The sequence below is a fragment of the Lentzea alba genome, from assembly GCF_047445655.1.
Lineage (GTDB): Bacteria > Actinomycetota > Actinomycetes > Mycobacteriales > Pseudonocardiaceae > Lentzea > Lentzea alba_A.
In genome coordinates, this window is the sequence record NZ_JAJAEG010000001.1 from 257,014 (window position 1) to 277,584 (window position 20,571).

General features: G+C 68.6%; 17 protein-coding genes. 11 read left to right on the top strand and 6 right to left on the bottom strand.

Annotated elements, in window-relative coordinates:
- Positions 1 to 48 precede the first annotated feature (48 nt).
- The 4 genes from LFM09_RS01210 to LFM09_RS01225 are packed head-to-tail and all read left to right on the top strand — an operon-like array spanning position 49 to position 5,633.
- On the top strand, positions 49 to 891 hold the full coding sequence (locus LFM09_RS01210; protein WP_414094318.1) for an AAA family ATPase: 843 nt from the start codon (positions 49 to 51) through the stop codon (positions 889 to 891).
- Entirely contained in the window at positions 888 to 1,853 is a 966-nt protein-coding gene (locus LFM09_RS01215; RefSeq protein ID WP_414094319.1) for a hypothetical protein, read from the top strand. Before LFM09_RS01210 ends, LFM09_RS01215 begins: the two co-directional genes overlap by 4 nt.
- Positions 1,850 to 4,984: a hypothetical protein gene (locus tag LFM09_RS01220; protein ID WP_414094320.1), complete on the top strand. Its 3,135-nt coding sequence runs from the start codon at positions 1,850 to 1,852 to the stop codon at positions 4,982 to 4,984. Before LFM09_RS01215 ends, LFM09_RS01220 begins: the two co-directional genes overlap by 4 nt.
- A 16-nt stretch (positions 4,985 to 5,000) precedes the next feature.
- Positions 5,001 to 5,633 (top strand): GTP pyrophosphokinase, encoded by a 633-nt coding sequence (locus LFM09_RS01225; protein WP_414094321.1) that lies wholly within the window; start codon positions 5,001 to 5,003, stop codon positions 5,631 to 5,633.
- Between the two features lie 340 nt (positions 5,634 to 5,973).
- Here the strand turns inward: LFM09_RS01225 and LFM09_RS01230 are convergent, their stop codons facing one another.
- Complete coding sequence (locus tag LFM09_RS01230) at positions 5,974 to 7,104, bottom strand: DUF222 domain-containing protein (protein WP_414094322.1); 1,131 nt, start codon at positions 7,102 to 7,104, stop codon at positions 5,974 to 5,976.
- Between the two features lie 324 nt (positions 7,105 to 7,428).
- On the opposite strand from LFM09_RS01230, the gene LFM09_RS01235 reads away from it, so the two are divergent.
- On the top strand, positions 7,429 to 9,510 hold the full coding sequence (locus tag LFM09_RS01235) for an ATP-binding protein (RefSeq protein ID WP_414094323.1): 2,082 nt from the start codon (positions 7,429 to 7,431) through the stop codon (positions 9,508 to 9,510).
- On the opposite strand, the gene LFM09_RS01240 is transcribed toward LFM09_RS01235, so the two are convergent.
- On the bottom strand, positions 9,500 to 10,321 hold the full coding sequence (locus tag LFM09_RS01240) for a MerR family transcriptional regulator (RefSeq protein ID WP_414094324.1): 822 nt from the start codon (positions 10,319 to 10,321) through the stop codon (positions 9,500 to 9,502). The genes LFM09_RS01235 and LFM09_RS01240 overlap by 11 nt on opposite strands.
- Before the next feature lie 104 nt (positions 10,322 to 10,425).
- On the opposite strand from LFM09_RS01240, the gene LFM09_RS01245 reads away from it, so the two are divergent.
- From LFM09_RS01245 to LFM09_RS01255, 3 genes are read left to right on the top strand one after another with little or no spacing between them, the layout of a single operon-like run.
- Entirely contained in the window at positions 10,426 to 11,349 is a 924-nt protein-coding gene (locus tag LFM09_RS01245) for an anti-sigma factor RsbA family regulatory protein (protein WP_414094325.1), read from the top strand.
- Between the two features lie 39 nt (positions 11,350 to 11,388).
- Positions 11,389 to 11,919, top strand: a complete 531-nt coding sequence (locus LFM09_RS01250; protein WP_414094326.1) for a DUF742 domain-containing protein — start codon at positions 11,389 to 11,391, stop codon at positions 11,917 to 11,919.
- 51 nt (positions 11,920 to 11,970) lie between these two features.
- On the top strand, positions 11,971 to 12,351 hold the full coding sequence (locus LFM09_RS01255) for a LapA family protein (protein WP_414094327.1): 381 nt from the start codon (positions 11,971 to 11,973) through the stop codon (positions 12,349 to 12,351).
- Here LFM09_RS01255 and LFM09_RS01260 read toward each other — a convergent pair.
- Positions 12,305 to 14,929, bottom strand: a complete 2,625-nt coding sequence (locus LFM09_RS01260; RefSeq protein ID WP_414094328.1) for a LuxR C-terminal-related transcriptional regulator — start codon at positions 14,927 to 14,929, stop codon at positions 12,305 to 12,307. The two genes, LFM09_RS01255 and LFM09_RS01260, sit on opposite strands and share 47 nt — an antisense overlap.
- Before the next feature lie 281 nt (positions 14,930 to 15,210).
- Here LFM09_RS01260 and LFM09_RS01265 point away from each other — a divergent pair, with 281 nt between their 5' ends.
- Both LFM09_RS01265 and LFM09_RS01270 read left to right on the top strand, forming a co-directional pair.
- Positions 15,211 to 17,766, top strand: coding sequence for an AAA family ATPase (locus tag LFM09_RS01265; RefSeq protein WP_414094329.1), 2,556 nt, complete (start codon positions 15,211 to 15,213; stop codon positions 17,764 to 17,766).
- 8 nt (positions 17,767 to 17,774) lie between these two features.
- Positions 17,775 to 18,338 (top strand): EF-hand domain-containing protein, encoded by a 564-nt coding sequence (locus LFM09_RS01270; RefSeq protein WP_414094667.1) that lies wholly within the window; start codon positions 17,775 to 17,777, stop codon positions 18,336 to 18,338.
- On the opposite strand, the gene LFM09_RS01275 is transcribed toward LFM09_RS01270, so the two are convergent.
- From LFM09_RS01275 to LFM09_RS01285, 3 genes are read right to left on the bottom strand one after another with little or no spacing between them, the layout of a single operon-like run.
- Positions 18,317 to 18,880: a maltokinase N-terminal cap-like domain-containing protein gene (locus LFM09_RS01275; protein ID WP_414094330.1), complete on the bottom strand. Its 564-nt coding sequence runs from the start codon at positions 18,878 to 18,880 to the stop codon at positions 18,317 to 18,319. The two genes, LFM09_RS01270 and LFM09_RS01275, sit on opposite strands and share 22 nt — an antisense overlap.
- A gap of 10 nt (positions 18,881 to 18,890) precedes the next feature.
- Complete coding sequence (gene folE, locus LFM09_RS01280; RefSeq protein WP_414094331.1) at positions 18,891 to 19,448, bottom strand: GTP cyclohydrolase I FolE; 558 nt, start codon at positions 19,446 to 19,448, stop codon at positions 18,891 to 18,893.
- Positions 19,445 to 19,825: a hypothetical protein gene (locus LFM09_RS01285; protein WP_414094332.1), complete on the bottom strand. Its 381-nt coding sequence runs from the start codon at positions 19,823 to 19,825 to the stop codon at positions 19,445 to 19,447. Before LFM09_RS01285 ends, folE begins: the two co-directional genes overlap by 4 nt.
- A 78-nt stretch (positions 19,826 to 19,903) precedes the next feature.
- Here LFM09_RS01285 and LFM09_RS01290 point away from each other — a divergent pair, with 78 nt between their 5' ends.
- Positions 19,904 to 20,554, top strand: coding sequence for a helix-turn-helix transcriptional regulator (locus tag LFM09_RS01290; protein ID WP_414094333.1), 651 nt, complete (start codon positions 19,904 to 19,906; stop codon positions 20,552 to 20,554).
- The last annotated feature ends 17 nt before the right edge of the window (positions 20,555 to 20,571 follow it).

Genomic DNA, 20,571 nt, shown 5'->3' on the forward strand with positions numbered 1-20,571 from the left:
GGCGCGCAGGTCGAAGAGCAGGGTAGCCGTTACGTGTGCCCAGAAGGCTTGGAACTGGCAGTCCGAGTGGCGCGGGCGACCAAGCGGCCGCTGCTGCTGTTCGGCGCCCCCGGCTCGGGAAAGTCCTCGCTGGCCAAGTACATCGCCTATCAGCACCGCCTGCGCTACTACGAGCAGGTGATCACCGCCCGCACCACCGCGCGTGACCTGCTGTGGTCGTTCGACAGCGTCCGCCGGCTGGGCGACGCTCAGACCAAAACCGGTATCAAGACCGACCGCGACTACATCGCACCCGGCGTGCTCTGGTGGGCCTTCGACCGGACCAGCGCGGCTTCCTTCGCGCGGGCCGGCGAACCGCACCCGGACTGGAACTCCAGCCGCTCCGGCGACGGCGCGATCGTGCTGATCGACGAGATCGACAAGGCCGACCCGGACGTGCCGAACAGTCTGCTGGTGCCGTTGGCGGACAGGTACTTCACGGTGACGGACCTGGAGGAGGCGCAGGTGGTCCAGGAAACCTCCAGGCCGGAGACCCTGATCGTCATCACCTCGAACGAGGAACGCGACCTCCCGCCCGCGTTCGAGCGCCGCTGCGTGGTCTACCGGCTGGAGGACCACGACGAGGAGGCGTTGCGCCAGATCGCCACGAACCACGTGCCGGACCAGGACACCTATCCGTTGAAGCACCTGATCGACGAGCTGACCGCGGCCCGCCGGCAGGCCCGTGACGCCCAGCGGCGCCCGCCGAGCACCGCGGAGTTCATCGACGCGATCCGGGCGTGCATCGGCGAGGGCATCACCACGGCGACCCACTCGGACCTGGAGGACGTCCTCAAGATGGTGTTCCGCAAGAACACCAGGGGTGACGCGGGTCAGGGGTGGCCGGCGTGAGAGGTGAGGCGTGGCTCGGCGACCTCGTCCGCGCGGTCGCCGCCGTCACGCCGTCCGGTCAGCGCCCCGATCCCGACGTCGTCCTGCGCGTCTCCGCGATGCTCGGGTTCACCGAGCCCGTGGAGATCACCGAGTTCGCGCAGGGAAGTCAGTTGCCCACCGCGCAGATGGAAGAGCCGGTCACGCCCGCGTTGCCCTCGGACGACGTGCCGATCGGGGAACGCGGGGACGCGACCGCACCGCAGTTCGAGGAACCTCGGCGGGACAGCTCGAACGGGCAGTTGATCGGCCTGCGCCGGTCGTGGGTGGAGACCAAGGCGCCACCCCAGGTGTGGTCCGATCCGGACGTCGACGCGCTGGAAACCGCCACCATCACCATGCTGCGCCAGCCACTTCCGCACGAACCGCTGCTGCGCAGGGCGTCCACGTCCGCGCTCGTTCAATCACTGCTGTCCCAACGACTTCCCGGTGACGAGATCGACGTCGACGCCCTGGTCGAGGACGTCGCGGCGGGCCGAGCCGTCACTTCCCTGCCTCGGCTCCCGACGCCGACGTTGCGCTGCGGCGCCCACGTTCTGATCGACGACTCGGACGCGATGTCGTTGTTCTGGCGTGATCAATGGGAGCTCGCGCGCGTTGTGCGCAACGTCGTCGGACCTGGCCTGACCGATGTCACCGTGTTCTCCGGCTCGCCGCTGCTGACCGATGCCGGCCGGGATCCCGAGCCCCGGCGTGCGGTTCTGGTGTTGTCCGCGTTCGACGTGCTGCGGGGCGGAGCTGAGCGCGACGAGTGGGAGGACTACGTCTGGGGCCTGCGCAAACGCGGCTGCCGGGTCGTCGCGCTGGTGCCGTTCCCGCGCGAACGCTGGCCGCGCTGGCTCACCTGCTTGATGCCGGTGATCTGCTGGGACCGCAGCACCACCGTGGGCACCATCCGTTCCGCGCTCGGGCGGGCCGCGTGATCAGGGCACGGCTCGACGCCGAACTGACCCGGCCGCGCCTGCGTCCGGACGTCGAGCTCGCCGTCGCACTGAGCGTCGCCACGCGCATCGAGACCGAGCTCGTGCGCGCGGTCCGCCTCACCGTGCTGCCCCACCTCGACGTCGGCGCGGAGTCGGACTTCTGGTTCAGCGAGTGGGTCGGTGCCCGGCAACCGCAGGTCGTCGCGCTGCGCCAGGAACTCCTGGAACCGCTGAGGGAACGCCTCGGCGTCCTGTTCCGCGCCGGGGCTCTGGGTTCGTTGCGCGAGGTGATCCGCCACGTCCACCAGACCATCTCCCCCGCCCTGCAGCTGGAGGAGGACGTCAACTGGCGCGTCTACACCGGCCAGGAGGGTGGCGTCCCGGCCGCGTGCGCGTTGCTGCGCAAGGGAACCAAGGCGATGGTGGACGGCGGCCGCGAGGGCGTGGCCGGGTGGGTCGCCGAGGCCAAGGACCGGCTGCCGCCCCAGGTGATGGCGAGCGCCGACGGCTGGCAGCTCGTGTTGCAGGCCAAGTGGTTGCGCCCCAACGACATCACCGAAGAGATCGACGAGGACTCCGAGCACCTGCTGCAGTCGGTGCTGATGCCCGTCGCGCACGGCAAGACTCCTCGTCACATGCGCGGTTCGATCAACCTCCGCTGGCAGGGCGACGTGCTGGAGCTCGGCGGTGACTTCGAGGGCGCCGTGACGATCCCGATGCCCCACCACGTGCCGCCGTGGGTGGAGCTGACCGAACACGGCAGCACGATCGGCACGTGGCTCCTGGCCGACCGCCGCCGCGAGTTCCGGCCTTCGGTCAAAGGCCCGGTCCGCCTGCGCACGCTCGACGGCCGCGTGTTCCACGTGCCCGATGCCGTCGGCGACTCCGTGCAGGCCTCCCCGGTCCTGGTCCGCATGCACGGCCCCGAGGGGGAACCCGCCCGCTTCTGGCTGCAGCCCGTCCGCTTCGACACCGACGCGCGGGCCAGCAGCGGCCAGCCGATCGCCTTGCTGGGCAAAGTTCTGAGCACGATCCCGGCCGACGACGGCGCGTTGCAACGGTTGCGGACGTGGCTCGACATCGAGGACCGCGCAGCCGTCCGCCTTGTCCACGGCTGGACCGAGGAACAACGCCTCCGCCTCGCGACCCAGATCGCCGCCGAGGCGGGCCAGGCCGGCTGGCGGGTCTACCGCGGCCGCCAGGACCCGGAGGCGGCGCACTGGCTCTCCACCGGCAAACCCGATCCCGGCACCCGCGGCCTGCTGCTGGTCGTCGACCGCGCCGACACGTGGCATCCCCGCCACCTGCAGGACCTGCTGGCCGCTTTGACCGACGACGCCATGAACACCCGCGTCCTGCTGCTCGGCACCGAGGCCGGCTTCTGGTGGAACGCCCTGACGCGTGCGTTGGGCGGCGTGGAAACCGCGGTCCAGCAACTGGTCCAGCGCGACCGCACCGGTGACCAGCTCTTCAGCCGCGCCCTCGACGTGCTGGCCGGCACGATGGAGGTCGACCTGACGTCGTTGCGCAAACGCCGCGTGGCCTTGCGCACCGACGTGGAGCACACCGCGGTCGCGGCGGCGCTCGACACGCTGACCAGGCGTACACCGTCGTTCTCCCGCGTGCACCGCGCAATCCTGCACCACGAGCAGAACTACCGCGCCTCTCACGAACCCGAGCACCGCGACGTGCTCGCTCAACTGATCTTCCTCGCAACCTTGCTGCGCCCCTTGGAGCTGGAGCACGCCCGTTCGCTGGCGCTCTTGTTGGGACTGTCCGATGAGGACGAATGGTCGTCATTGTTGGCGGCTTACGAACGCCACTACCCTCTCGACCAGGACGTGCTGGATCCGTTGGGCGGCAGTCAACTCGGCGATGATCTGCTCGCGTGTGTGCTGGTGGACGACGACGACTTGACCGGAGTCTCACGCTCGTGGGCGCTCACAGTCCTCGAATCGCTCGACCGCTCCTTCAAATCTCGCGCGGTAGGCGTACTGGCGCACGCGTCCGACCGCTTCCCCGCGCTGGCGTTGCAACACATGAACCCGCTGCTGCGGGTCGATCCCGGCCTGCTGGTCGACGCCGGCCCCGCCGCGATGATCGCCGCGACCCGCCACGCCGACACCGACCTGCTCCGCCAGGTGAGCGCCGCCGTTCCCCCACCTCAACGCCGTGACCTGCGCCTGGACCCGGCCGTGGCCCAACTCGAGAAGATCCTGGCCCAGCACAGCTTCCGCCAGGGCACCCCGGGCCCGCACCGCGACGCACCCGTCTTCCTCCGGCTGGCCCGCAGCCAGGCCCGCGCGGGCTTCACCGAGGCCGCCCTGACCTCCGCCCACCAAGCCTCCGAGCAGTATCGCCGCCTGACCGTGACGGGCCTGCGCACCTACACCACCGACCTGTGCGAAAGCCTGATCCTGGAAAGCGAACTCCTCGGCGAACTGGGTCGTGCCGGCGAGGCGTTCTCGATCGCCAACGACGCCGAACGACGAATGCGCGGCCTGCAACGCAAACTCCACGAACGTCCCGGCGCGAACCTCGGCGTCGCCCTGGCCAACCTGGGCCGCCAGAAGGCCCGCGCCCACGGCGACGCCCAGCAGGCCTACCTCGACGTTTCCGAAGCGGTGCGAATCCTGCGCGGCCTGGCCAACGGCCAGTCCGCCGAGTACGAACCCGAACTGGCCGAAGCCCTGGTCAACCTCTCCGACCGCGCTCACGACGCCGGCCGCCTGAACGAGGCCATGTCCAGCGCCCGTGACGCGGTCACTCTCTGCCGATCGCTCTCTTCGCGCAACGCGTGGGCTCACGGCTACCGCCTGGCCGCTTCGCTGCGCTGCCTGGCCGCTCTCGTGGGCCTGAGCGAAGCCCTGCCGCACACGTCCGAGGCCGTGACCCTGTACCGCCGCGCCGCCTCCGCCGCGCCCGAACGCTTCAGCCCGCTGCTGGCCAGTGCTTTGGTGCACCACGCCGAGGTCGTGCTCTCCCTGGGCTCGGGCGAGGACGCTCGTGCGCTGGCCGAGGAGGCGATCAGCCTGTACTCACAGCGTGCACGAGGTAACTCCGCCGGTTTCGCCGACGAACTGGCCGCCGCTGTAGCGCTGCGTGACCGCTGCTCGGCGGGGTCACCGTGATCAGTACCCTGGTGTCGTGACCGACTTGGCCGACGACCTGAGCCTCCTTCGCGACCTCGAACGGCGGTTGCTCGTCTACAAGTTCGCGATCGAGGAACTGATGACGAAGCTCCGGATCCTCAGCGAGGAGTTCGACTCGGTCCATCGCCACGACCCGATCGAACACATCACGAACCGCGTCAAAAAACCAGAAGGCATCCTGGACAAGCTGCGGCGCAAGGGCTTGCCCCTCGACGTCGACTCGATCGGCGAGGTCCTCGACGACATCGCCGGCGTCCGCGTGATCTGCCCGTTCGTGTCCGACGTGTACCGCGTGTCCGCGATGCTGGCCCGCCAGCACGACGTGGAAATCCTGCGCACCAAGGACTACATCGCCACCCCGAAGCCGAACGGCTACCGCAGCCTGCACCTGATCGTGCGGATCCCGGTGTTCCTGTCCGACCGGGTCGAGCACGTGAAGGTCGAGGTGCAGCTGCGCACCATCGCCATGGACTTCTGGGCAACGTTGGAGCACAAGCTCTTCTACAAGTACGACGACAGCCCGCCCGCGGACTTCGTCGACGAGCTCATGTCCTCCGCGATGATCGCGGCCCAGCTGGACGAGCGGATGGAGTCGCTGCACCGGCGCATCCACCAGGACGACCACTAGACGAGTAAGTCCTAACTGATCAGTGGTCGTAGGCGAGCAGAGATCGGTGATGGGCTGGCCGGTGGCGCGGTTGTGCCAGATCGCGGCGGTCAGGGCGAGGACACGTCGGGCGATGCGGGCGGTCACGCCGTCGACGGTGCGGCCACCGTGCAGTTCGAGGTCGAGCTGGCCTTTGAGGGTGTCATTGACCGACTCGATCAGTTGGCGGACGGGTTTGAGCAGGTGCTGGGCTGGGTGTGGGGTGCGATTGCGGTAGTTCGGGCGCAGCAGCCGTACCCCGCGCTCAGCAAGGTAGGCGTCGTCCGTCTCCAGGCACCGCCCGGACTTAGGACTTACCCGTCTAGAACGGCGGCAGGTCGCCGAGCACTGGTTCGGGGTCTCGCCGGTAGGTCTTCCCGGCGGGGCTGCGGAAGCAGAACCGTCCGGGCTTCGGTTGGCTGACCTGCCAGGCCGTTCGGTGCTTTACGCGGTGGTGGTGCTTGCAGAACGGGCCGAGGTTCGCTTTCGACGTCGATCCGAACGGGAACGGCACCGTGTGGTCGAGTTCGGACCTGTGGGCCGGGCGCGTGCAGCCGGGGAAGCGGCAGGTCCGATCCCGCGTCCACACGAACCTCTTCAGTGCCGCCGGTGGCCGGTAGGTGCTGGTGCCGAACTCCAGCGGCTCGCCGGTGATCGGGTCGGTGAGCAGGCGCCGCCACGTCGAGTCCCCGGCCAGCTCCCGAGCCAGGTCGGCGGTGATCGGCCCGTACCCGGCCAACTCACCCGGCTGCCCGGACAGGCCCATCAACGTCGCCGCGGAGATCGCCACGTACAGCTCGACCTTCACCGCGCTCTCCGTGCCCGGCGTGGCAAGGAGCAGGTCAGCGACCACGTCCGCCCGCACCTGATCCAACGTCCGCGGATCCGTCGGCGTCTTCACCTGCCGGGCGATCGCATCGACCCGCTGGTAGCACGCGGTGGCCAGATGCGCCGGAAGGTAGGCCCAGAACCGGGCCATGTCCTCTTCCATCGCGTCGATCCCCGTGCAGCGCTGGGCCTTGCGCATCTCCGCCCGTTCCTTGTGCCCCTCGGGATCGACCCGCATGACCACCCGGTTGGTGAGCTGGCGCATCTGCGCGCCGGTCTGATCCGGTGCCTTGGCCAGCACCCGCTGTTCAACCTGCGCGGCGAGATCCGCGGACAACGGCACGGTCTTGTCGTAGAGCACCCGCGCCTTGTAGAAGTCGATCTCCCCCTTCTCCAGGGCGTTCAACGTCTGCGGCAACTTGGACGCGAGGTCCAACGCCATCGCGATCTGGTCCGTCGTCCACCGCGTCGTCCACCGCATCGCGGCAGCGATCTCAGCGTCGAAGAACTCCTCGCCCTCACACTTAATGGCGTAGGCGGCGAGCACCCGCATCTGCTGCGCCTGGTGATAAGCGATCTGTTTGTCGTGATAAGCGAGAGCGTCCAGAAACTCGACGTCTTCCATGCCTTCAATTCTATTCTTGATCAAATCTCAATTTGACCAAACCGACCCACTCGATCAGGTGAACTAGCAGGTCAAACCCATGGCATCGTGCGCGTTCTTCTCTCTAGACGCAACGCAACCACTAGCAACCACGCACGCAGCAGATACGCAATCGCACGCAACTCGCCCACGCCCCGCAACCACCTAAGAAAATGGACCAAAGCAATTTCGTCCCGGCACACGCCCGACGAAGGAGGGCATGTGCCGGCCCGGCGAAGCCGGCCGTTCGAAACTCTCGCCCAGCTGGCGGGTGGTTCCACGAAACGCTTGGGGGACAATGGCTAGATGGACGACGAGCCGCCGCGTGGATCGATCGTTCAAGCCAGCGTCATCCACGGTGACATCAACCTCGGAGACCGCACCACGTCACAAGTAATTCCATGCCAGCTGCCCGCCCACACGCCAGCGTTCGTCGGCCGCCAAAACGAACTGGATTGGCTGGACGAGCACATGGCCGCACAACCGAACACAGTCACGATCGCCGTGGTCAACGGAGCCGCAGGCATCGGCAAGACCGCGCTCGCGCTGACCTGGGCACACCGAGCCAAACAACACTTCCCCGACGGCCAGCTCTACGTAGACCTGCGCGGGTTCGGTTCCCAGGAACCGATGACGTGTTCCCAGGCGTTGCACGGTTTCCTCACCTCACTAGGCGTCGCTCCGGAGGCCGTACCGACTGGCCCGGACGCGAAAGCGGGCCTGTACCGCAGCCTCGTGCACCGACGAAGCCTGCTGGTGGTGCTGGACAACGCCAGGGACACCGAACACGTAAGGGCATTGCTGCCAGGCAGTTCCACCTGCGTCGTCATCGTCACCAGCAGAAGCCGGCTGGACAGTCTCGCCGCACGAGAAGGCGCGCATTCACTGTCGCTAGGACTGCTCGACCACACCGACGCCATCACGTTGCTGGAGCGCCGCGCAGGCCGAGAGCGGGTCGCCGAGGAACCCGAGAACGCCATCGAACTGGTCGGCCGCTGCGCCAGGCTGCCACTGGCGTTGAGCATCGCGGCGGCGCGGGTCGCCAACCGTCCAGGTGCCCGCCTCGCCGAACTCGTCGAGGAGCTAGGCGATGAAGACAGCCGCCTGGACGCTCTCGACCTGGGCGACGTCGACCTCGACCTGCGGGTCGTGTTCTCGTGGTCGTACCGGGCGCTGTCACCCACCGACCAGACGGCGTTCCGGCTGCTGGGCCTCCACGTCGGCCCCGACATCAGCGACCTGGCCGCAGCGAGCCTGTTCGGGGTGTCACTGCCGGAGTGCCGCAGACAACTCGGCCGGCTGGCGGCCGCGCACCTCGTCGAGGAGCACCTGCCCCGCCGATTCCGCATGCACGACCTGCTTCGAACATATGCGGCCGAACTGGCCGCCGCCGACGATCATGCGAACCGCGCAGCCGCAGGCCGGTTGCTAGACCACTACCTGCACTCCAGCTGGGCGGCGGAACGTTGCCTGTACGCCTACCGGGACCCAGTCCGGCTGCCGCAGCACGAACCCGGCGCCGTGGTCGCGACGGTGACGACCTACGCGGAAGCGGTGGCCTGGTTCACCGCCGAGCACGCCGTCTTGCTGGCAGCGACAGGGCAGGCGCGAGCACAAGGGTTCCACCAGCACGCGTGGCTGTTGCCGTGGAGCCTGGTCACCTACTACGACCGGCTCGGCCATTGGCTGGACGAGATCCGGGTGCTGACCACTGCCCTGGAATCAGCCACCGAACACGGCGACGAACTGACGCTGGGCAGAACACTGCGCTATCTCGGCCGGGCGTTCACGCTGGTCGGCGAGCACCAGCAAGCGGAAGAGCACTACCGCCGCGCGCTGGCGATCGCGGAGTCGTTGCGCGACACCGAGAGCCAGGCCCGGACGCACCGGGGCATGAGCATGCTTTGCCAGATCACCAAGGAATACGAGGAAGCGCTGGCCCACGGCGAGACCGCGATCAAACAGTTCCAGCAGACCGGGAACAAGAACGGCGAGGCGCGCTCGCTGCACACTCTCGCGCGCTGCCAAGCCGAACTCGGCAGCTACGAGGCCGCACTCGGGCACAGCAGGGAGGCCATCCGACTGTTCCGCGAACTGTCCATTTCGGACCCTCAGGGCGAGGCGAGCGCGGTGGACAGCTACGCGTACGCCCTCCACCGCCTCGGCCACCACCACGACGCCATCACCCACTACGAACACGCGCTCGTGCTGTGGCGACGGCTGGGCAACCGGTTCTACGAGGCCGGCACCCTGACCCGGCTCGGCGCCGCCCACCGCAGCGGAGGCAACGCGCAGCAGGCCAACGAAGTCCTGCTGCTGGCGTTGGACATCTATCAGCAGCTCAACCATCCTGACGTCGAACTGGTGCGCGCCACCCTCACGGCCTGACGATCTCCAGCTGCAGTTCGGTGACCCAGTCCGCGGGATCCCCGTCCCCGTAGTTGAGGTAGACCTCGCGAGCGAACCCGTTCTGCTTCAACCCCTGAGCCTCGATCCACGTGGCCACGGCCTGATAGGTGGCATCCACATCGTCCATCGGCCCCCGGTGCACGACGGTCGCCGCCTCAGCCAACGCCGGCAGATCCACCACCTCGAAGTCGTGCTGATCAGACCCGGAAACGGCCACCGTCACCCCGGCGTGCACCAGCACCTCTTCCCCGGCACCAGGCTCGTAGGTGGCGATCCCGTACCCGGTGATCGGCACCCCGGCCCGCCCCAGCCGTTCCATCAACTCCGGGTACAACGGCTGGATCACCGGCCCGATGTCCTCCGGCCCGTACGAGGCAGCAGTAGCGGTCAACCGGGCAACCCGAACAGCAGGAACAGGCTTCACAACAACGTCGTCAACAGGCATGGCGCCTTCCCTTTCAATGGCGCGGAGACGTGCCTCGACCCGGCGCAACCGCGACTCGTCCGCAAGAATCTGCTGCCGCAGCTCGGCGCGCCGCAACGAAAGCATTCCGTGCAGCTGCTCGACGGAAAGCTTCTCGTCGAGCACGATTCGCACCTGGTCGAGCGTCAGACCGAGGTCTTTCAACGCGACCAGCCGGTTGAGCCGCGAGAGTTGCGCGGCGGTGTAGAAGCGGTACCCCGAGGAGGGATCCACGGCAGCCGGGTAGAGCAAGCCGACCGCGTCGTAATGGCGCAGCATCCGCACCGACACGCGCCCCAGACGGGCGAAGTCTCCGATGGTGAACATGACTGCTCCTGTGTAGGGGCTGACACGGTGTCAGGGTCAAGAAGATGATGGTTTGAGCAACGACTCCCCTGCGCATCCTGGGGCGTTGAGCGAAAGGTGGCACGATGACGTTCGCGCATCCGGCGCTGTTCTACTCCGATGAGGAGTCCTACATCGACGGGACGGTGCCGTTCGTGGTCGAAGGGCTCGCGAACGGCGAACCGGTCGCCGTGGCGGTGCCCAGCCGGAACCTGGAGCTGCTGAAAGAGGCCCTGCGCGGCGTCGCGCACCTCGTGACGTTCATCGACATGGCGGACACCGGCCGCAACCCCGGCCGGATCATCCCCGAGCTCCGCGCGTTCGCCGACCGGCACCGCGGGGCCGTGCGGATCATCAGCGAACCGGTGTGGGACCTCCGCAGCGAGGTCGAGTACCCGGCGTGCGCGCTGCACGAGGCGCTGGTCAACTACGCGTTCGGCGGCCGTGACCTCAGCATTCTCTGCCCGTACGACACTTCCGCGCTCAACCACGACGTCCTCGCCGACGCCGAGAAGACCCACCCGGTCGTGATCGACGCGAGCGGCCACCGGCCCAGCGACCACTTCCACCCCGCACGGGTGGTCGTCGCCGCGCACTCGATGCCGCTGCAGACCCCTGCGGACGCGGCGAGCACGTCGGCCGCCGTCGGTGCGATGGCGGCGGTGCGGTCGTTCGCACGTGAGCAGGCCACCAAGCTGGGGCTCGGCCCCGATCGCGTCGACGACTTCGCGCTCGCGGTCACGGAACTGGCGACCAACAGCGTGCGGCACGGCGGCGGCGAGAGCACGGTCCGGGTCTGGGCAGAAAGCAGAAGTATTGTTTGCCAAGTCAACGACAACGGGCACATCACCGATGTTCTGGCCGGACGCACACCCGTTCACGCAAACGAACCAGGCGGTCGCGGTCTGTTGCTGGTGAACCGTTTGGCCGACCTCGTGCGCACCCAAACGACGTCGTCGGGCACTGCAATCCAGGTCAGATTCGACCTGGGTGACAAAAAGGCAACGTGATCGACATACATTTGGGCGATCTCGTTATAGCTTGAGCACGTGCACGACGAGGAAGCGACAGAAATCGGTTACACGGGGGCGCGTTTCGGGTCTCCGGCGACCCGTAGACGACTGCGCGCCGAACGGACACCAGAACCGCACGGCGCGGAGACGCAGCAACTGCCTCGTCAGCAACCGTTGCGCCAACGCCCACCGGAACCGCCCCCGGAGTGGCCGATGCAGGAAGAAGAACCTCCCCAGGTTCCCACGCGTGACAGCGCTCTCGTTCGTCCGTACGCCCGCACCGGCGGCCGTACGTCGGCCCGGCACGACCTGCGCCTGGAAACGCTGCTCTCCACGGACGAGGACCGGCTGTACCGCGCGAACAACGACCAGGCGTCGATGATGCGGCTCTGCCTGCAACCGCGGTCGGTCGCCGAGATCTCCGCGCTCATGAAGATCCCGCTGGGTGTCACGCGGGTGCTGCTGAGCGACCTGATCACGCTCGGCCTGGTCGCCGTGCACGAACCCGGCGACAAGCCGAACATGGCGCTGCTCGAACGGGTCCTGTCGGGCCTGCGCAGGTTGTAGTAGCTCGTTTGCCAGCAGGCGGGATCACGTCAGATCGCCGATAATCTGATCGTGGCGAACCCGAGCGACGAGACCCCGAAGACGCCGATCACGGAACCGATCCCGACCGCGCCCCCGGCCGCGCGACCGGCGGCCGCACCGAAGAAGCTGCGGCCCACGCGGATCAGCGGCACGTGGATCGCCGTGCTGGTCGCGATCGTCGTGCTGATCTTCCTGCTCGTCTTCATCCTGCAGAACGGCGACAACGCGACGATCTACTTCCTGTGGGGCGAGGCCAGCCTTCCGCTCGGCGTGGCACTGCTGTTCGGCGCGATCGGCGGCGCCGTGCTGGTCGCGGTCGTCGGTGCGGCCCGCATCCTGCAGCTGCGCCGTCAGGCGAAACGGGTCACTGGTCGTCCCGACTCCTCATCACCAGCTCGACGCGAGAGCTGATCCCGAGCTTCCGGAAGATCTTGCGCAGGTGGAAGTTCACCGTGTGCGGCGACATGAACAGCTGCGTGGAGATCTGCCGGTTCGTCTGCCCCTTGGCCACCAGGTTCGCGATCGCCCGTTCGGTGTCGTCCAAACTGGACCATCCGGACGCCGGACGCACCGGCGCCGCACGCCGCCGCCGGCCGAGCTTGCGCAACCGTCCCAGCACCCGCGCGCTGTCTCGTGACGCACCGATCTCCCGGTACAGCCCGAGCGCGTTCTCCAGCGCCTTCACCGATGCCGCGCGATCGGTCGAGGTCGTCAGCATCACGCCCAGGTCCTCCGCCGCGTTCGCCCGCGCCCACAGGTCCCGGTGCTGCTGCGAAGCCTGTTCCAGCAACGACGCGTCGCCGTCGAGCAGACCTCGCGCGTGCAACGCCGCAGCCGCCACCGCGCGGAATTCGGAGTTCTCCTCCGCCAGCCGTTCCACGCGATCCACCACGGCCTTGGCCAGCCGCTCGTCCCCCGCCTCCAGTGCCCGGCGCACGAACCACCCGGCGGCACGGGGTTCCTCGGCGAACAACCCGGACGCGACCAGCCCCGGATACTCGTCCGTCAGCAGTCCAAGTGCTTTGTCCAGCCCGAATCCGACGTACGACACGAGCACGTCGGCCCACTGGTAGTAGGCCCGCGAGAACATGATCCCGTCGACCGGCACGCGTTCGCGGTAGCGCTCGACGCTCTCGATCGCGGCGGGCAGGTCACCGGTGTGGATCGCGACCATCGCCAGCACCGCCAACGCGGGCGCCGTCAACGCGGCGTGCCCCGTCTCCTCCGCGATCTGCAACGCGCCGCGCGCCTCCACGGCCGCTTCCTCGATTCGCCCTGCCTGCAACAGGATCCGCGCCTGCACGACCGAGGTCATGAGCTCCTTGGTCACCACCGCGGACGGCCCGCTGCGCGCCCGCCGCACCACGCTGTCCGCCTCCGCGAACTCGCGCAGCCCCGAGTGCAGCGTCGCGAGCAGCAGTTGCGGGTACGCGCAGAGGTCGTGCGACGTCACGGACTGCGCGGCTTCGCGCGCCAGTTCCAGTGCCGCACCAGGCTGTCCGGTGTCGCGCGCGATCGCGGCCAGCACCGCCAACGCCGTCGCCAGCACGTCGTCCGGTGAGCCCGTGTGGGTGCGCACGACCGCCTCGGCCAATTCCTCGGCTCGCCGCCGATCATGGCCGAGCAACGCCATCATCCGGGTGATCTCCACCCACGGCACGAGATCCGGCAGCAGATCCGGTTCTTCCAGCAGCGCCTCGGAGATCTCCACCGACTCGGCGTGCTGCGCGCCCAGCAACGTCGTGGTGGCCACGCAGTGCCGCAGCTTGGCGGCAGGTTCCGGGGAGACCTGGCGGGACAACGCGTCCTGCGCGAGCGCTTGCGCCGCCGTCAGCTTTCCGGCCGCCGTCAACGCGCGAACCGCGATGACCGTCCGGTGCACCAGCGAGGCCGAGGCCTGGTCGGTGAGCTCGAGCGCCCGCACCGCGAGCTCGGCCGCCGCGTCCGGTGCGTTCCACAGCACGGCTTTCGCAGCCGCGACCAGCCCGTCGATCGAGCGCACGTCACCACGCTGGGCGCCGTGCAACAGGTGCTGCGCGGCCGTGACCGCGGAGTCCCCGCGCCCCAGCAACATCTCGCCGGCCTCGCGGTGCAGCGCGCGCCGCACGGGCGGGGGCACCGAGTCCGCGACCAGCCGCCACACCAGTTCGTGCCGGAACGCCAGCCGGTCCTCCAGCGACGTCACCACGCCCGCGCCGATGACCTCGTCCAGCGCGGGCAACAGGATCGCGGTGCTCGACGCGAGCATCTCCGCGACGTCACCGGGTTCGAACCGCGGCCCGAGCACCGACGCGACCTGCAACACGTGCCTTGCTTTGCCGGACAACGAACCGACGCGGTCGCGGATCAACGCCTCGGTCCGCCGCGGCGACCGGTCGGCGCGCAACGACGCGTGCTCCCCGACGATCTCGACGTGACCGTCTTCGAGGAGGGCTTGAAAAAGACCAATGAGCGCAGCGGGATTTCCTTGTGCGGTGGACGCCAGCGCGCGAAGATCATGATCTGGAATTCCGCCGGCGAGATCGGCGACGAGGTCCGCGACCACGTTGTCGGTCAACGGCCGCAGCTCGATTCGCAGGGCGCCCCGTGCGGCCGCGGCGGCGAACAGGCGGTCCGCACCCTCGCCACAGCGGCGGGCGAGCAGCCAGACGACCTTCTCGTGGGTGGAGGCGGGTAGCAATGCGCGTAATGCGGCCAGGGTTCCCGGCTCGGCCAGGTGGAGATCGTCGAGCACGACCAGCGTGGGGCCGTCCGGCTGCCGCTCTGCCAGCCGGGCCAGCAGAAGTGGCTGGTCCAGCTCGTCCTGCGCGGTGGCGACCGTGAAACCGCGGCGCGCGGCGACGGTCGCGACCTCGGCCAGCAACCGCGTCTTCCCGGTTCCCGCCGCGCCGTCGACCAAGACCACACCGGTGCCCGCGTCCAGCACTCCGCTCAGGAGGTCACGTTCTCCCTCACGGCCGCGAAACACCCCGTCCCGATTCCCCGACACCCATTTTTCCTTTCGCTCCGCGGCGGCGGAGAACAAGCGCTGCTTTACCACAACGACCCACGCGGCGACCAGCCCTGAGGCAGCACCCCTAGGCCGTCCGGATGACCATGTGAGGCCGCCTCCCGGCTGCCGCTACCCATTCGAGTAGTTGCCCGGCGGATCATACGGGCAACAACCCTGTTGAGACGCCCATAGCGTAAGAACCTTTACCTGGGCAAGTGGCGCTGTTTCTCCTAGCATCAATTCCGCTGATCCATTCACCCACGGATTGTGGAGAGATCTTGGAAAACCGGCTGAAAGTGTGGTGTGCCGGAATCAGCGACCAGGTGACGCCGGGCACGACCACCGTCGTGGAAGGCGCACCCGGCACCGGAAAGACCGCGGCGGTCGACGATCTCGCCGCGCGCTGGGAAGCCTCCGGGCGGCACGTCGTGCGGGCGCGCGGCAGTGCGCTGGAAGCCGATCTGCCGTTCGGGATCGTGGCTCAACTCTTCGACATGATCGATCCCGGCCTCGTCCCGTCCGAGGCGCTCGGGGCACTCCAACTGACCGCGCCGACCGCGGACTTCACCGTGCTGCACGGCGTCTACCGACTGGCTTCAGCGCTGGCGGGCTCTTCGGGACTGCTCATCGCGGTGGATGACGCGCACTGGGCCGACGCGGCGTCGCTGCGCTGGCTCGCTTATCTGTCGTTGCGGGTGCGGCGCCTGCCCATCGCCGTCTTGCTGACCGTTGGGGTCGGTGAACGGTGCGACGACCCTTCTTATGGCGAGATCATGGCCGCGTGCCAACGCGTCACTCTCGACAACCTGTCCTCCGACGGTGTCGCCGCTCTGGTCTCGCCGGCGCTCGGTCCCCCGGCTCCTGAGTTCGTGCAGGCGTGCGTGGAGTCGACGGGCGGCAACCCGTTGACGGTGACCCGCCTGATCAAGGGGCTGGTCGAGGACGGCGTGCCACCGACCGCCGAGGCCGCGTGGCGGGTCGCGCAACGCGGCGCCGAGGTCGCCGGCGAGATCATGGCGGCTCGCCTGCGCCGCCGCCCGGCCTCTGTCGTTACGGCTGCGCACTGCATGGCCGTGCTCGGACCGTCGCCACATCCCGGTGTGCTGGCCGAGCTCGCGGGCCTGAGCCCGGTCGAACTGGCCGAGGCGATGCGAACAGTCGAACTGCTCGGCGTCGCCGGGCCGGCGGTTCTCGACGACATGCCCGCGCCCGCGCGGGCTGCTTTGCATCTGCGGGCCGCCCGGTCGTTGCGCACCCACGGCGCCTCTGACCGAGTCGTGGCCGAACATCTGCTGGAGACCTCGCCGGGACTGGAGCCGTGGGCGGGCGAGGTGCTGGACCGTGCCGCGCAGGAGGCCGTGAACCGGGGCGACACGTCCGGGGCCGCCCGGCTGTTGTGGCGGGCTTTGCGCGAACCGGTCGCGAACCCGTCGCGGGCGTTGCGGCTGCTGGGCGTTGCCGAGCTGGTCGGCAACCTCCCCGGTGCTTCGGCCCGGTTGCGCGAGGCTTTTCAGTCCAATGAGGACGATGTCGAATCCGCTGTGGCACTGTCCTATGCCCTGCACGCCGAAGGAAAGCCGGCCGAGCTGACGGCGGTGCTCTCGCGCGGTTCCGCTTGGGCGCAAGCACATCTCGCCGTGCACGGGCTGGCGTGGCAGGAGGCCGTCCCGTCGTCGATCTCGCTGGACACGCCGGCCGGAGTGCTGCACCACGTCATGGTCGGCGACATCAGCGCTCAGGACGCGGTACCGCTGGTGTCCACGTCGACCACCATGTCCTCGCTGACGTCCGCGATGATCCTGAACCTGGCCGACTCACTGGACGCCGCGCTCGCCGTGCTGGACGACGTGGATCGCGCGCAGGCCCCGGCGCTGCGGGCGCTGACGTACGTGATGCGCGCGAACGTCCAGCGCCGCAAGGGAGATCTGACCTCCGCCCGCGCCGACCTGACCCTGGCGTGCGACCACCTGCGCCAGGACCGCCGCTGGCACGCAATCTCGGCCTGGCACGCCGCCCTGCTGGCCGACATCCTGCTGGAGGAGAGCCGCCCGGACGAGGCCGCCACGGTGATCGCCGAGGCCTCCTCCGACGAGGCACGGCGACTGTGGACGTTCGGCGGTCTGCTCACCGTGCGCGGACGGATGTTCACCGCGCGAGGCGACGACCACGAGGCGTTGGAATCGTTCCTGGCCGCCGGACGACACTGCGCGGCCTGGCCCTATCGCAACCCTGCCGCGCTGGCCTGGCGTTCCGGCGCTGCGTTGGCCTGCGCGGCGCTGGGCGACGGTGAACGGGCAAGAAACTTTGCCCTGGAAGAGGTGGAACTGGCACGCGCCTGGGGTGCGCCACGGGCGTTGGGCATGGCGTTGCGCGCGGCAGGCCGGGTCACCGCCGGAACCGCCGGCCGCACGTTGCTCGAAGAAGCCGTGCGAGTCCTACGCTCTTCCCCCGCGCGTCTGGAGCTTGCGCGCGCGTTGGTCGACCTCGGCGTCGTGCTGCGCCGTCAAGCCGACACGTCCGGTGCGCGCGCGTGCCTGCGTGACGCGCTGGATCTAGCCCAGAAATGCGGATCGTCCGCAATGGCCGCCCGCGCCTACTCCGAGCTGGTGGCGACCGGTGCCGGACCTCGGCGAATGCGGCAGACCGGGCCGACCGCACTCACCCCGACCGAGCACCAGGTGGCGGCGCTGGCGGCACGTGGGCGTTCCAACGAGGAGATCGCCACGACGTTGCTGATGCCCGCGGACGCCGTCGAGGGCGTTCTGTCCGGTGTGTACCGCAAACTCGGCGTTTCCGGCCGCCTGCAGCTGGCTGAAGCACTCGATGTGGACTAGACCGCTGACTGGTTCGGACCCGTTCGGCCGATAGTTTCCGTTGCAACATTCGGCCTATCGTGCTGCGCATGGCCAGCGACTTGCAGCGACGCAAGGTGACAGTGGTGTTCCGCGCGATGGACGCCAACGGTGACGGCTACCTGGACGAGAGCGACTTCCGCGCCCTGACCGCACGCTGGGTGGCGTTGCGCGGCGGCGACGAAGAGCTGCTCTCCCAGGTGATGATGGGCTGGTGGGCGACCCTGCAGGCCATCGCGGGCAACGACAAGGTGACTGTGGACAACGTCCTGTCCATCGTGGACGCCCTGCCGAAGACGCCCGAGGCGGTCACCTCGACCGCGGACGCGATGTTCGCCGCCGTCGACGAGAACCGCGACGACTACATCTCCGGCGACGAGTACGCGACCATGATCGCGGCCTGGCTCGGGTACGACGGTGTGCTGGACTTCGCCGCGCTGGACTTCGACGGTGACGGCAAGCTGTCGCGCGAGGAGTTCGCCGACCTGTGGTTCGAGTTCTGGGCCGGCGACAACGCGGAGGCCGCCGGCACCTACGTCTTCGGGCCAGTCTGACGGATCACGGCCAGGCGACCGGTCCGCACCGACCCGTCCTGGTGCCACGACCCGGTGACCACACCGACGGCGTCCTCGGCCGGGCCGTCCGGGACGATCCGCCGGTGCAGGTCGATCATGACCGGCTTCTGAGTCGGGCGGATCAGCGTGCCGCGCACCTCGACCGGGCCGAATCCACTGCGGGCGGCCCGATGCGCGACACCACCGGTGGCGACCAGGTCCGTGATCGCGGCGATCCACACCGGGTCCGTGACCGCGTCGTAGATCCACCGCGTACCGAGCACGCTGTGTTCGGCCGTCGCGACGAGCGCACCCCCGGCGAGCGGCGCGGGGCGGTAAGTGAGCGGCACCTGCCACACCGTTTCGCCGTCCCGGAGCAGGTGCGTCTCCACGCCGACCTGGCCCGCCGGGTCCTCGAACCGGAAGAACCCGGTGGGCCGCAGTGCTCCGTGCCCGTCGTACCAGTCCTGGCTCGTGACCCAGGCGGGCAGGAAGTCGCGGAACGACGGCGTGAGCGTGGCACCCGTGTGAATCTCCCCCATGCGCCCCAGTCTAGGAGTGCACGAGCGTGAAGAACTCCTGACGTGACGCGGGATCCGACCGCAGCACCCCCTGCAAAGCGGACGTGACGGTGCGAGACCCGTTGACCCGCACCCCGCGCAACGTCATGCACATGTGTTCGGCCTCGATCACCACCCCGACCCCCTTGGGCTGCAAGTGTTCCTGCAACCAGTCCGCGACCTGCTTGGTGAGCCGCTCCTGCACCTGCAGATCCCGAGCGAACATCTCCACCACCCGCGCGAGCTTCGACAGCCCAAGAATCCGCGCCCCGGGCAGATACCCGACGTGCGCAACCCCGTGAAACGGCAGCATGTGGTGCTCGCACAACGACTGCACGGGAATCCCGCGCGCCAACACGAGTTCGTCGTACCCCTCGTCGTTGGGAAACGTGGTCAGGTTGAAAGCCCGCGGCGTCAACAACTCCGCATAGGCCTCGGCGACGCGGCGGGGCGTGTCGGCCAGGTGCACCGAGAACGGGTCCTTCCCCAGTGCCTTCAACAGGTCGGCCACCGCCTGCCGCGCCGCTTCGACGTCGACGGGGTCCGTCATCGAGCCGCCGCCAGCCGGGACAGCGCCAGCGCGCCGACCAGCAGACCGAAGTCGCGCAACGCGATGTCGTAGTAGCCGGGCCCGGTCACCAGGTTGACGATGATCCCGAGCAGCCACGCGGCGACGACGAGCCCGCCCCACTTCGGTGCGAGCGCGACCAGCACGCCGGCCACGATCTCGATCACGCCGACGATGTACATCGCGGTCTGCGGCGTACCGGGCACGATCGAGTCGATCCACGGCGCCAGGTAGACGGGCCAGTCGACGAGCAGGTTGAAGAACTTGTCCAGCCCGAACAGGACCGGCGCCACCGTGAACACCGTCCGCAACAGCACGAACGCCTGCGTCGTGGGATCCGTGCGCGTCAGGACTTCCATGACTCCTCCTTCTAACGACAACTTCGGTTAACGTTAGAACTGGGTGCCGATTTTCGTCAACTGGAGTAGGTTTTAGAGATGTCCGACCACGTCGCCGCCGTCGCGGCCCTGGACGAGCCGAACCGGCGCAGGCTCTACGACTTCGTGGTGCGCCAAACCGCGCCCATCAGCAAGGACGAGGCCTCGGAGGCCATCGGACTGCCGCGCACGACGGCCGCCTTCCACCTCGACAAGCTGGTCGAGCTGGGACTCCTGGACGTGCTGCACGAACGCCGAAGCGGCCGCACCGGACCTGGTGCGGGACGGCCCGCCAAGCTCTACCGGCGGTCGGGCGAACAGATCGAGGTGTCACTGCCGGATCGGCGGTACGAGGCGGCGAGCCACCTGCTCACGGACGCACTCCTCGAAGCCGAGACCACGGGCGAACCCGCGCGGGAGATCCTCAACCGGCGGGCCTACGAGTGGGGCGAGGACCTGGCCTCGCAAGCAGACAACAACGTCGTACAAGCGTTGGAAGAACTCGGGTTCGAGCCGCGGCAGGAAGCCGAGACGATCCTGCTGGGCAACTGCCCGTTCCACAGCCTGGCCCAGAAGCACACCCAGCTGGTGTGCGGGATGAACCTCTGCCTGATCAGCGGACTCCTGGACGGTATCGAGGCCCGCAGTCACACCGCGAGCCTCGATCCGTCACCTGGTCACTGCTGCGTCCGGCTCCATCGAGAACGATGAAGGGCTCTTTCGTCCAC